This is a genomic window from Carnobacterium sp. TMP28, assembly GCF_047553015.1.
Lineage (GTDB): Bacteria > Bacillota > Bacilli > Lactobacillales > Carnobacteriaceae > Carnobacterium_A.
Genome location: NZ_CP180212.1, coordinates 1,092,341 through 1,105,255, shown reverse-complemented (window position 1 = coordinate 1,105,255; position 12,915 = coordinate 1,092,341). Strand labels below are relative to the sequence as shown.

General features: G+C 35.2%; 11 protein-coding genes. 2 read left to right on the top strand and 9 right to left on the bottom strand.

The window, feature by feature from the left end; all coding sequences use genetic code 11:
* The first annotated feature begins 176 nt into the window (after positions 1–176).
* Positions 177–1,886, top strand: a complete 1,710-nt coding sequence (locus ACMHYH_RS05295; protein ID WP_414840288.1) for an NFACT RNA binding domain-containing protein — start codon at positions 177–179, stop codon at positions 1,884–1,886.
* Positions 1,887–2,009: 123 nt separating this feature from the next.
* Here ACMHYH_RS05295 and pyrE read toward each other — a convergent pair whose 3' ends face one another.
* The 9 genes from pyrE to lspA form a co-directional block, all read right to left on the bottom strand.
* The gene (gene pyrE / locus ACMHYH_RS05290) at positions 2,010–2,639 is read right to left on the bottom strand and encodes an orotate phosphoribosyltransferase (protein ID WP_414840287.1); all 630 of its coding nucleotides are present in this window, start codon (positions 2,637–2,639) and stop codon (positions 2,010–2,012) included.
* Entirely contained in the window at positions 2,640–3,356 is a 717-nt protein-coding gene (gene pyrF, locus ACMHYH_RS05285) for an orotidine-5'-phosphate decarboxylase (protein WP_414840286.1), read from the bottom strand. It lies immediately after the preceding gene.
* Entirely contained in the window at positions 3,346–4,275 is a 930-nt protein-coding gene (locus tag ACMHYH_RS05280; RefSeq protein WP_414840285.1) for a dihydroorotate dehydrogenase, read from the bottom strand. Before ACMHYH_RS05280 ends, pyrF begins: the two co-directional genes overlap by 11 nt.
* Before the next feature lie 47 nt (positions 4,276–4,322).
* Complete coding sequence (locus ACMHYH_RS05275) at positions 4,323–7,493, bottom strand: carbamoyl phosphate synthase large subunit (protein WP_414840284.1); 3,171 nt, start codon at positions 7,491–7,493, stop codon at positions 4,323–4,325.
* Positions 7,490–8,575, bottom strand: coding sequence for a carbamoyl phosphate synthase small subunit (locus tag ACMHYH_RS05270; RefSeq protein WP_414840283.1), 1,086 nt, complete (start codon positions 8,573–8,575; stop codon positions 7,490–7,492). The genes ACMHYH_RS05275 and ACMHYH_RS05270 overlap by 4 nt, the downstream gene beginning before the upstream one ends.
* Positions 8,576–8,577: 2 nt before the next feature.
* On the bottom strand, positions 8,578–9,873 hold the full coding sequence (locus tag ACMHYH_RS05265) for a dihydroorotase (RefSeq protein WP_414840282.1): 1,296 nt from the start codon (positions 9,871–9,873) through the stop codon (positions 8,578–8,580).
* Positions 9,874–10,102: 229 nt separating this feature from the next.
* Positions 10,103–10,654 carry a bifunctional pyr operon transcriptional regulator/uracil phosphoribosyltransferase PyrR gene (pyrR, locus tag ACMHYH_RS05260; protein WP_414840281.1) on the bottom strand — a complete coding sequence of 184 codons (552 nt, stop codon included), beginning with the start codon at positions 10,652–10,654 and terminating at the stop codon, positions 10,103–10,105.
* A gap of 248 nt (positions 10,655–10,902) precedes the next feature.
* Positions 10,903–11,811 (bottom strand): RluA family pseudouridine synthase, encoded by a 909-nt coding sequence (locus tag ACMHYH_RS05255; RefSeq protein WP_414840280.1) that lies wholly within the window; start codon positions 11,809–11,811, stop codon positions 10,903–10,905.
* Between the two features lie 28 nt (positions 11,812–11,839).
* Complete coding sequence (gene lspA, locus ACMHYH_RS05250) at positions 11,840–12,304, bottom strand: signal peptidase II (protein ID WP_414840279.1); 465 nt, start codon at positions 12,302–12,304, stop codon at positions 11,840–11,842.
* A 181-nt stretch (positions 12,305–12,485) separates the two neighbouring features.
* Here lspA and ACMHYH_RS05245 point away from each other — a divergent pair, with 181 nt between their 5' ends.
* On the top strand, positions 12,486–12,725 hold the full coding sequence (locus tag ACMHYH_RS05245; protein WP_414840278.1) for a hypothetical protein: 240 nt from the start codon (positions 12,486–12,488) through the stop codon (positions 12,723–12,725).
* The last annotated feature ends 190 nt before the right edge of the window (positions 12,726–12,915 follow it).

Here is a 12,915-nt window from a genome sequence, read left to right as displayed (position 1 = left end):
CAACTAAATCATACCTTTTTCAGTAGATTTTTCCAACTAATTTATCTTCTGTCTAAATAATGGTATAATCATAAAGAGAAAAATAAAGAAAATAAGTAACTAACTCTCTAGTGTTTTATGATTAAAAATGGAATAAGCTAGTTTTTCGCTTAAGTATGGAAAGAAGGGCAACTAATATGTCATTTGATGGAATATTCACTCATGCAATGGTGGATGAATTAAGAATGGGCCTTAAAAATGGCCGTGTATCAAAAGTACAACAACCTTACAAAAATGAAATTATTCTTGTCATGCGAGCAAATGGTAAAAATCATAAATTGTTATTATCTGCTCATCCAAGTTACGCAAGAATTCAACTAACAGAAATTCCTTATGAAAACCCTAGTTCTCCTCCTAATTTTTGTATGGTTATGCGTAAGCATTTAGAAGGAGCTGTTTTAGAAGATATCCAACAAGTTGGCAATGATCGAATGATTCATTTTACGTTTAAAAGTCGTGATGAGTTAGGTGATATCCAAAATGTGATGTTAATTGTGGAATTAATGGGCAGACACAGTAATCTCTTTTTAGTCGAGCAAGATACTAACCGTATCATTGATACCATTAAACATGTTCCGGTAAGTCAAAATACTTTCCGAACAATGATGCCTGGTTCAACGTATGTTAATCCACCTTACCAAGAAAAGTTAAATCCTTTTGAGGTTGGTCCGATAAAAGCTATGTATACTAGTGAAAATCAGGAAGACTTCTCTTTGCAACAACGTATTCAAACACAATACCAAGGGATTGGTTCTGAAACAGCTAAAGAATTAGCTTATCGTTGTGAAGATCAATTAAATAACTTAAAACCGACACTCGAATCATTCGTTAACGTTATAAGACAAAGAAAACTTGAGCCTACTTTAACAACTTTTAATAAGAAGTTGTTTTTCACACCTGTTCCCTATCTTAGTTTAGATGGTGAAACCGAAATATATCCTACTTTAAGTATTTTATTAGATCAGTATTATCAAGTCAAAGCTGAAAAAGATCGTGTACAACAACAAGCCTCTGATTTGATCCATATCGTTCAAGTAGAATTACAACGTAACGTTAAAAAAATGAAAAAACTTGAAAAAACAATGCGAGAAACAGAATTAGCTGATGATTATCGACTTCGCGGAGAAATACTAACCGCTTATTTACATGAACTATACAAAGGTCAAAAAGAAGTCACTTTACCGAATTTTTATGATGATGATCAACCTTTAAAGATTAACTTGAATCCAAGAAGTACTCCTTCTCAAAATGCTCAAAAGTATTTTTCAAAATACCAAAAGTTAAAAAATGCTATTATTTTTGTAACGGAACAAATTCGATTAACAAAAGAAGAGATTGATTATTTAGATTCTGTTTCTACACAATTAGAATTAGCTACACCAAAAGACGTTGCTGAAATTAAGGAAGAATTAGTTCAACAGGGTTATTTGAGAAAAAAATACAAAAAAAATCAGAAAAAGCAAAAGAAACAAAAAGCTAGTAGTCCTGATAAATATATTTCTAGTGATGGCGATACTATCCTAGTAGGAAAAAATAATTTACAAAATGACTTATTGACAATGAAAACCGCTAAAAAGTCAGATATTTGGCTTCACACGAAAAATATTCCAGGTTCTCATGTTATTATTCAAAACAATAATCCTTCCGAACAAACAATTAGTGAAGCAGCAAATATTGCAGCTTATTTTTCTAAATCTCAACTTTCAGCTTCTGTTCCCGTTGATGTTGTAGAAGTCAAAAAAATTAAAAAACCTAATGGTGCAAAACCAGGATTTGTTATTTATGAAGGGCAACAAACAGTTTTTGTGACACCAGATAAAGACTTAGTCAAAAAATTAAAGGAATAAACATTATCTGCTATACGCTCTTTCTATCTCGCAAGTCGTTTTTTCTTATTTAACGCCTTTAAATCAACTTAAAAAACTTGCTAAAGCCTATTAAATAAGCTTTGGCAAGTTTTTTCAATTTAATTAATCATTCCAATGAATAGGATCTTTTTTCCATTTTTTCAAAAGCGTCATTTCCTCATTTGAAATAGCGCTAGTTTCTAAGGCAACTTCGGTCAATGTTGTATAATCCGTTAATGTCTTCATAGACAGCTGATTCTTTTTAAAATTGTCGACTCCTTTTGGTAATTCATAAGTAAAAATAGCTGCTACCCCGAGAACAATAGCTCCATTACTCTTGAGTGCACTTGCTGCCTCTAAGACGCTTCCTCCTGTTGAAATTAAGTCTTCTATAACAACTACTTTTTGTCCTGGCAAAAGTCTGCCTTCAATTTGATTCCCTTTACCGTGTTCTTTAGCTTTTCCTCGAATATAAATCATCGGTAAATCTAATAAATCAGCAACCCATGCCGCATGAGGTATGCCAGCTGTAGCAGTTCCTGCTATAACTTCTGCATCAGGATAGTCCTTTTTTATTAACTCAGCCATACTTTTCGCAATTTCTTTTCGTACAGTTGGGTAGCTCATTGTAATTCTGTTATCACAATAAATAGGACTTTTTAGACCACTTGCCCAAGTAAAAGGATTAGCTGGACTTAAACTAACTGCCTCAATATCTAGTAAGTGTTTGGCAATAATTTGTTTGGTTGTCATTTAATTTTCGACTCCGTTCCATTGGTTTTTAATTGAATGATACGCTGCTACTGGATCTTTTGCTAATGTAATTGGGCGTCCAACAACAATAAAGCTTGCTCCATTTTTTCTAGCAAAATCTGGTGTAGCAATTCTTTTTTGATCCCCTTGTTCGTCAGTCTTTAATCGTATTCCTGGTGTAACACACAAAAAATTAGTAGAGGTTTGTTCTTTAATTAAACGAGCTTCTAATGCAGAGCAAACTACACCATCTAAACCAGCAGACTGCGTCAATTTTGCATAATGAACAACACTCTCCAATAAAGGAACAGTGATTAATTGCTCTGTTTGCATCGCTTCTTGAGTAGTCGACGTCAACTGTGTTACTGCTATTAGTTTAGGACGTTCTTTTCCAGCCGGTGTGCCAGCAATGATCCCTTCCATCGCAGCTTGCATCATTTCTTTTCCGCCTGCAGCATGGACATTTATCATATCAATATCTAAAGCTGCTAAACCTTGCATAGAACGTTTAACAGTATTAGGAATATCATGCAATTTTAAGTCTAAAAAAATTTCATGTCCTAGACTTTTAATGTATCGAACGATTTCTGGACCATTTTGATAGTATAATTCCATCCCAACTTTTACAACTAATGATTCTTCTTTAAATTCATTTAAAAATTGTTTGATTTCTGAGCTTGTAGAAAAATCTAATGCAACAATTGGTTTAGTTTTCATTTAATCTGCCTTCTTTCACTTCTTTTATTAATCCTTCAATACTTTCTATTCCTAATTCTTTCATTCTAACAGGCAATGCTTCAATTAGTTCTTTGCATACTAGGGGATTATTGTATTGGGCTGTCCCAATAGCAACGGCACTAGCTCCCGCCATAATCATCTCTAATACATCATCAACAGTTGATACACCACCCATTCCGATTATCGGAATGGAAACAGCTCTGGAAACTTGGTAAACCATTCTTATTGCTATCGGCTTAATACCTGATCCAGATAATCCACCTGTTTTATTAGAAAGAATTGGTTTTCGTGTCTTTAAATCAATGACCATACTAGAAAACGTATTGATCATACTAATGCCATCAGCACCACCTTGTTCAGCTGCTCGAGCAATAGCGACAATATCTGTCACATTAGGAGTTAATTTTACATAAACTGGCAAAGTTGCTACTTTTTTAACCGCTTCTGTCATTGAACGGACAGCTTCAGGATTTGAACCAAACGTTAGTCCACCTTCTGCAACATTCGGGCAAGATACGTTTAATTCAAGAGCTTTTACATAAGGAGACTGACATAATTTTTTTGTCACCTCAACAAATTCAGCGGTTGTATTCCCTGCTACACTAGCAATAATCGGTGTATCAAACTCTTTTAGAGCTGGCAATTTTTCATTTATAATCACATCGACGCCTGGATTTTTTAGTCCTATTGCATTTAAAATACCTGTATCTAACTGATAATAAGTAGGCTCTGGATTACCTACTCGAGCCTGACTTGTAGTCGATTTAATGATAATAGCTCCTAGAATATTGTAGTCAAACTTGCCCATATGTCTTTCACCAAAGCCAAATGTTCCACTAGAAGGCATGATTGGATTTTTAAGATGAAGTCCTGGTAAATGAACACTTAATTGAGTCATTTATTTTCCTCCTAATTAGTCGTTTATTTTTTGAAATTTTCTAGTTTTTATAATGGCTGAGTCATAAATGTTCTAGCCTCTAGCACACTTAAGATAGCGGCAGCTGTATCTAATGAAGTCAATAAGGGGATTCCGTGTTCGATAGTACTTTTTCGAATCAACTCACCATCTTTTGCCCCTTTTTTAGTCCGACCGATTGTATTAATAACGAGTTGAACTTTCCCTCTAGCAATGACATCTAAAATATTTTCTTCTTTTCTTTCATCTAGTTTTGCTATCGATTGGACAGGTATATTTTTGTTTTTCAAAAATTTCTCTGTTCCACTTGTTGCAATAATCTGATAACCTATTTGATGAAATCGCTCTGCAATAGCGTAACACTCTTCTTTATCTTTATCTGTGAGCGTCAATAAAACTGTTCCATAATCGGCTAAATGTAATGAGCTCGCTTCAAAAGCTTTGTAAAGAGCTTTCTCGAGTGTCCGATCACTTCCCATCACTTCACCAGTTGATTTCATTATCGGACCCAATAGAGCATCCACCTTTTGTAACTGAGCAAAAGAAAAGACAGGTGTTTTCACATGAACCTTACTAGACTCTGGCACTAGCTCGTCTTGGTAACCTTGATTCTTTAGTGACTGGCCTAAAATACTATTGGTCGCTACCTCTGCTATAGGTATGTTGGTTATTTTACTTAGAAATGGTGCCGTTCGACTAGCATGAAAATGCACGCTATTGAGATAGACTTGATCTTCGAAGACAACAAATTGGCTCGTCATTAACCCAATACACCCTAAGTGGTTGGATAGTTGTTTTGTGTATTGAATAATCAGTTGTTTTATTTCTGGCTTCAATGATTGAGTTGGATAGACAGCCATTGAATCTCCCGAATGGATACCAGAGCGTTCGATGTATTCAACAATACCTGGAATTAAAATAGCCTCACCATCACTTATTGAACTGACTTCTACTTCTATTCCATTAAGATATTGGGTGATAAAGAAAGTCGAATGAGTAAGCGAGCGTTTCATAAATTTTTCCAACTCTAGTTGATTATCAATCAGATCAATCTTGTTTTCATTAAGTCGAACAACTGGTTGAATCAGTATCGGATACCCTATTTGCTTGGCACTAATAAGAGCTTCTTTTTTAGTTGCTACACTAGCGCTTATGGCTATTGGAATTCCTGAATGGATGAGTGTTTCTTCAAACGCTATTGGATTGTTGCTATTGAGACTATCTAAAAAAACATTCCCTAATATTGAAACACCTAATAGCTTTAACAATTTTGCTAAGGCAGCAGCTGTTTGTCCACCAAACTGAAAAATCACTCCAACAGGGTTTTCTAAATAAATCACATTCAAAATGTCTTCTAATGTTAAGGGTTCAAAATACAATTTATCTGATAATAAAAAGTCAGTTGAAACCGTTTCAGGATTATTGTTTAAAATAATTGCCTCATAATCCGCTTTTTGAATGGCTTTAATCGCATGAAAAAGGGCATGGTCAAATTCCATTCCTTGACCAATTCGTGCTGGTCCAGAACCTAAAACTAAAATAGATTTCTTAGCGGTTGGCATGCTTTCGTTTTCTTCTTCATACGTACTATAAAAACCAGCACTCTTTGTTTTTCGCTCCAGAGAATACGGACCTAGTTGCTTATAAACGGGTATAATCTTATTAGTGTAACGAAAGTCTCTGACTATTGATTCAGTTGTTTGCCAAAGTAATGCAATAAATGCATCTGAAAACCCGAAAGATTTAGCATAAAGTAACGTCTCTTGATCAAATAAATGGTTGCTCAGTTTTTTTTCAATTTCAACAATATGAGCTAACTTATCTAAGAAAAATAAATCAATGCCTGTTTTTTCAGCTAATGTTACGATTGGGTATTCCCTACGGATAATTTCCACTAAATAAAACAACCGATTATCTTGTGCATGACTGACTTTTTGAAGCACTTCTTCATCTGAAGCGGCAGATAAGTCTGCTAAATATAGATGAGAAACTCCTATTTCTAAAGAACGAACAGCTTTTAATAAGGATTCTTCTACGGTTCGTCCAAATGCCATTGCTTCTCCAGTTGATTTCATTTGTAGTCCTAGTTTTCGGTCGCCTTTTTCAAATGTGTCAAATGGCCAACGTGGAATTTTCGAAACGATGTAATCCATTGCTGGTTCAAATTCAAAAATGAACTCACCCGTTTCCGAATTTTTGATTTCATCCATTGAAAATCCAGCAGCTAACTTTGCTGCTGTTCTTGCAATTGGATAGCCAGTCGCTTTACTCGCTAATGCTGTTGAACGATTGACACACAAATTCACTCCTAAAATGACGTAATTTGAAGAAAATGGTTCAAGAGCAAAGCGAATAGTGCAGCTTCCTTTAATACTTAAAGCACGAATAATAGTTAAAGAAGCATCACGAAGCAGTTGATGTTGCTTGTCTGTTAATGTTTGAGTAGGAGAAAATACAATGGAATCTCCTGTATGTATACCCACAGGGTCAAAATGTTCTAATTGACAAATAACCATTGCTTGATTTTTCTGATCACGAATCACTTCGTACTCTACTTCTTTATAACCAGAGACTTGTCTTTCGACCAAACATTTATTAATAGGTGAACGTACTAAACTTTTAGTTAGTGCGTTTTCTAATTCTGTTAAATTAGTGCAATTTACTTTAACAGACCCCACTTTATTGCTCATTGACATTACGATCAAAGGAAAAGATACCTGTTCAGAGAAAAGTACCGCTTCTTCAATGGTCTGAACCACTCTACTTTCAAGTGTAGGCTCCTTTAGTTCTTTCATTAATTCTTTAAATAAATCTGGATACTCTGTCGTTTTTATAGCTTCCAGGGTCACTCCTAATAACTCAATGCCCAGCTCATCTAGTAGTCCTGAATCTGCTAGTTCCATTGTTGCATTTAAAGATGTCCGACCACCTAAAGTTGGAATCAAGGCATCTGGTCGTTCTTTTCGCAAAATTTTAGAAATAAACTCTACTGTTAAGGGCTCGATATACACGCGATCAGCCATTCCTTTATCGGTCATAATCGAAGCAGGATTTGAATTTATTAAAATCACTTCGTATCCTTCTTCTTTAAGCGATAAACAAGCTTGAGTTCCAGCATAGTCAAACTCTGCAGATTGCCCAATAATCGTTGGACCAGAACCTATAATAACTATTTTTTTTAAGTCTAGTCGTTTTGTCATACACCCTTTTTCTCCTTCCAATCATCAACTGATGCCATGAATTGATCAAATAGATGCGTGGCATCATGTGGTCCAGGTGCAGCATCTGGATTAAATTGAACACTAAATGAAGGCAAATAGCGGTGTTTTATCCCTTCAATTGATCCATCGTTTAATTCAATATGAGTAACTGCTAGTACTGTTTGGTCAATAGAATCCGAATCAACTAAAAAGCCGTGGTTTTGCGCTGTTAGATAAAAAGTCCCTGTAGCTAAATCTTTTACTGGATGATTTAGACCCCTATGTCCTACTTTCATTTTTACAACTGTACACCCATTAGCTAACGCCATTAACTGGTGTCCTAAGCCTGTCGCAAACAAAGGTACTTCACTTTGAATAGCTTGGATCATTGTCAAGACCGTGGGTAAATCATTAGGGTTACCAGGTCCATTAGTTAATAAAACTCCATCAGGTTCTAAGTTTAAAATAGACTCAGCTGTTGTACCATACGGTAAGACAGTGACTTGGCAATTGCGTTTATTTAATTCCTTTAATAAACTGTGCTTTAAGCCAAAATCAATTACAATGATTGTGCGCTCATTCCCTGGGCTAACATATGCTCTTGATGTCGATACTTGTTCGACTTGTTGAATGGGTAAAACAGTTGCTTTTAATTGATCAAAAGCATGCTTGAAATCATCATGTGCATCAACAATTGTGCCACGCATAACGCCTTTATTTTGAAGAAGATGCATCAATTTACGAGTATCCACTCCTGTAATTCCTGGGATTTTTTTATTTTTTAAAAACTCATCTAAATTCATCTGATTATGCCAATTAGAAGGGACACGTGCAAATTCCTTAACAATGACAGCTTTACACGTTGGTTCAATCGATTCATAGTCGTTTCGATTGATTCCTGTATTTCCAATAGAAGGGTAATTAAAAACAATCATTTGTCCATTATAAGATTGATCTGTAATAATTTCTTGGTATCCTGTAACTCCGGTTGTAAACACCACTTCTCCAATAGTATCAATTAAAGAACCAAATCCTTTTCCTTTAAATAATGACCCATCTTCTAACAGTAGTATTCGATCCATACTTAGCTCTCCCTTTTATAAACAACTTTTCCACCAACAATGGTCATCACTGTTGTACCTTTCACTTTCCATCCGATAAATGGCGTATTGGTAGCCTTAGATAAAAAATCTTTTGCTAAAAGACTGTTTTCTGTTTTTAAATCAAATAAAGAAATATCTGCTGGATAACCGACTTTAAGAACGCCAGTATGTAATCCAAAAACGGTTGCCGGTTTAACCGTTAACCAACTGACCAATTGTTCTAACGTTACTGTACCAGGCTCTACTAAATAAGTATAAAGCAAAGAAAAAGCTGTTTCACTTCCTGTGATACCAAACGGAGAGTTTTTCATTCCGCCTTTTTTTTCTTCCTCTGTATGTGGTGCATGGTCAGTCGCTATTAAATCAATTGTACCATCTAATAACCCTAAAATCAGAGCTTCTCGATCTTTTTTACTTCTCAAAGGTGGATTCATTTTATAGATACTTGTATCTGAGGGAATATCTTCTTCTGTCAGCAACAAATGATGAGGAGTAACTTCAGCTGTTACCTTTATCCCAGCGCGCTTAGCCTCTCTTATGACTCGCACACTTTCTTTTGTTGAAACATGACAAACGTGGTAATGAGCACCGGTTGCTTCACTAATTAGGACATCTCTAGCGATCTGGCTAGCTTCTGTAATACTTAAGATACCAGGTAAGCCTAACTCTTTATTACGGGTTCCTTCGTGCATCACTCCACCAAATAACAACGAATCATCTTCTGTATGAGCAACAATAGTTGTTTTATTTTTTGCAGCTTCTACCATTGCTTGATACATCGTTCCGGCTGTTTGTACGCCTACTCCATCATTCGTGAAAGCAAATGCTCCGGCAGCTAGTAAGGCTTGTTGATCGGTTAAGTGATCACTTTTTAGCCCCATTGTTATCGGGGCATAGTGTAAAACGTTGATTTGTGCATCTGTTCTAATTTTCTCTTGAATGGCAGTCATTTTTTCGACCGTATCCGGTTCTGGATTCACATTAGGCATCGCACAAATCGTCGTAAATCCCCCTCTTGCTGCAGCCATTGTGCCTGTTTTAATTGTTTCTTTATTAGTATAGCCAGGTTCTCTCAAATGAACGTGAACATCAATTAGTCCAGGAGTCATTAAAGCGCCTTTTGCATCGATTGTATCAATAGATAGCCCTTCTTCTTTTGAGAACAACGCTTGTTCATACACAATAGATTGAATAACCCCTTTATCTACTATCATTTCAGTTGGTACAAATTGTCCTTTTTGATTTAATGTAACAGCATTTTTTATCCAGATTGTCATAATCATCCACACTCATCTCTTTTTTATTTTTTATTATTGGTTGCATTAATAGATTATTTCTTACTCATTTCCTTTTATTTTTCTCGTTCATTTTTAGGTAAACAAAAACCCAGCAGTCTAAGAAAGACTGCTGGGTTCTATCCTTTACTACTAACGATTGGTCAAATTAGCGTAGTAAAATGAGATAGTGACCTTTTGCGTCTCTCTGGACTCAATTAAAGTTTCACATTTATTTTTTTAATTTTTGAATTAAAACATGGTCTTCTTCGTCAATTTCTTGAACAGCAACTTTTATTTGCTCTTCTATTGAAGTAGGAATATTTTTCCCAACAAAATCAGCACGAATTGGCAATTCTCTGTGGCCTCTATCTACTAGGACTGCTAAAGAGATTTTTATAGGTCTTCCAATATCCATTAAAGCATCTAATGCCGCACGAATAGTCCGTCCAGTAAACAAGACATCATCAATTAAAATGACTTGCTTGCCTTCAATACTAACGGGAATACTGGATCCTTTTATTTCAGGCTCTGTATCCGTACTTGTATGAACATCGTCACGGTATAAAGAGATATCCAATTCTCCTACTGGGATAGTTACTCCTTCAAGTTCTTTCATTCGATTAGCAATACGCTGGGCAAGATAAATGCCTCTTGTCTTTATTCCAACAAGAACCAAGTCTTCTAGTCCTTTATTTTGTTCAATAATTTCATACGTAATACGTGTTAGTGCACGTTTCATTGCTGCTGCATCGACTACTTCTACTTCAGATTTAATTGTCATCTTATCCGCTCCTTTAAATACTCTATAATGATTGCCTATTTACTGAACCAACATTATTTGAAAAGATGCCCTCTCACCTATGCTATTAGGTAAGAGGGCATCTAACATCACTCGTTGATGCTATCTAAACAGATAACGTCAACAAGTGATGCCTACGTGTATGCTCCTTCTTAGTCTCACAGGACTGGAGTTAAAGGATTTCTTTCACTTGCTTCTATTCAAGACTTTACCTTGTTGATTAAAAAATGTCAACGGGTTTCTCTCAATTCAGTAAGGGTATCTTCAAATAATTTAGGCAGTGGTGCTTCAAAAGTTAAGAATTCATTTGTTTTGGGATGGTTAAATCCTAAAACACGTGCATGAAGGTATTGTCCTTTACCAGGCAGTGTTTTTCTTGGTCCATAAATAGGATCGCCAGCTAAAGGATAGCCAATATATTTCATATGAACTCTGATTTGATGTGTTCTGCCTGTTTCTAATTTAAGAGAAACGAGCGTGAAGTCTTTAAATCGTTCAAGAACTTGGAAATGTGTAATTGCTGCACGTCCATCATCAATGATGTCTTGTTTTTTACGATCATTTTTAGAACGTCCAACAGGTGCGTCAATCGTCCCTTTATCGTGAGGAATAACGCCATGAACTAATGCATAATATTCTCTTAAAGAAGAATGGTCTTTTAACTGCGCAGCAAGATTTTCATGCGCTAAGTCATTTTTAGCTACCATTAATAGCCCACTTGTATCTTTGTCAATACGATGGACAATACCCGGTCTAATGGTTCCGTTTATTCCTGATAAATCTTTTACATGGAACATTAGGGCATTTACTAGCGTTCCTGACTGGTGTCCTGCTGAAGGATGAACAACCATTCCTTGTGGTTTATTGATAACGAGCATATCTTCATCTTCAAAGACGATTTCGATAGGAATATCCTCTGCTTCAACATTAAGAGGAATTAATTCTGGCTCAGTAATATCAATGATATCGCCTACTTGAACTTTATAGTTTGGCTTTGCGCTATTTTTGTTGACAGTCACGTCGCCTTCTTTGATCCATTGTTGAACATGAGAGCGGGTAAATGTAGGAAGCAGTTCAACAACCACTTTATCTAAGCGACCATTTTCATTTTCTATTTTAAATTGATACGTTTGAGACATGTAAAAACTCCTTTTTCATTATAAACTACTAATGTAATTTCCTTTTTTTATCTTGTTCATCTAAAAATACATACAAAATCATTAATCCAACTCCAACAGACAACGCCATATCAGCGACATTGAAAATAGGGAAATCGATAAACTCTAAACGAATCATATCTACTACATAACCTAGTCGAATACGGTCGATGACATTTCCTATCGAGCCTGCCAAAACAAACGTTAAGGATAAGGACAACAAACGGCTTTGACGACCATATTTCTGTAAATAATAAACCACAATAACTACCACGATGGCTGTAACAATATAAAAAAACCACATTTGTCCTTCTAAAATACTCCATGCTGCACCAGTGTTTTGTAGATACATCCATGATAAAAGAGAAGGGAAAACTTCTACCACTTCGTATAAATCTATAGTTGCAACGGTCAAGTATTTAGTAAATTGATCAATTCCAATAATCAAAAGAGCCAAAATATAATATAAAAACATTCATAAACCTCACTTTTTCACAATAGAATAGGTAGATAGGAACTTTCTTTTCATTTTACATGATATCATCCATTAGGGATAGTTTTTTCTTATCTTTCTAGCTTTTAAGCAATAATAGTTGGTATTTATCTAGTATAAGGTGTATAATTGTCTATGGACAAAGAAAGGAAATGATTTAAAAATGAAAAAACCAATGATTGAAAAAGTTTGGTTGATTAAAAAGATGTTATTCAAAAATGAAGATTACCAACTAGCGCTTGATTTAGAAGATAGCGAAAACCGAGTAACTATGAGATACATTATCATCGATACCACTTCTGTTTCGTATCACAACGAACTAGAAATTGGTTATCACCAAGAAGACTTCTTTATCTTTAGTAATAAAGAAGATGCCAAAAAAGATTTGTATTCTATTGCATAGGTAGACTTAGTCATTCGTCCATAAGAATTGCTGTCTACCTTTTTTTAAATCCCCTCCATTAAATGATGGATGAGGATTATTTTTTTGTCCTTTTTTTACTATTATGACAGTATGATGAAAAATAAAGATATGATTTGGGAATATTCTCAACTTTTGGTATACTTATTTGAGTTGTTCTTAAAGAACTAAC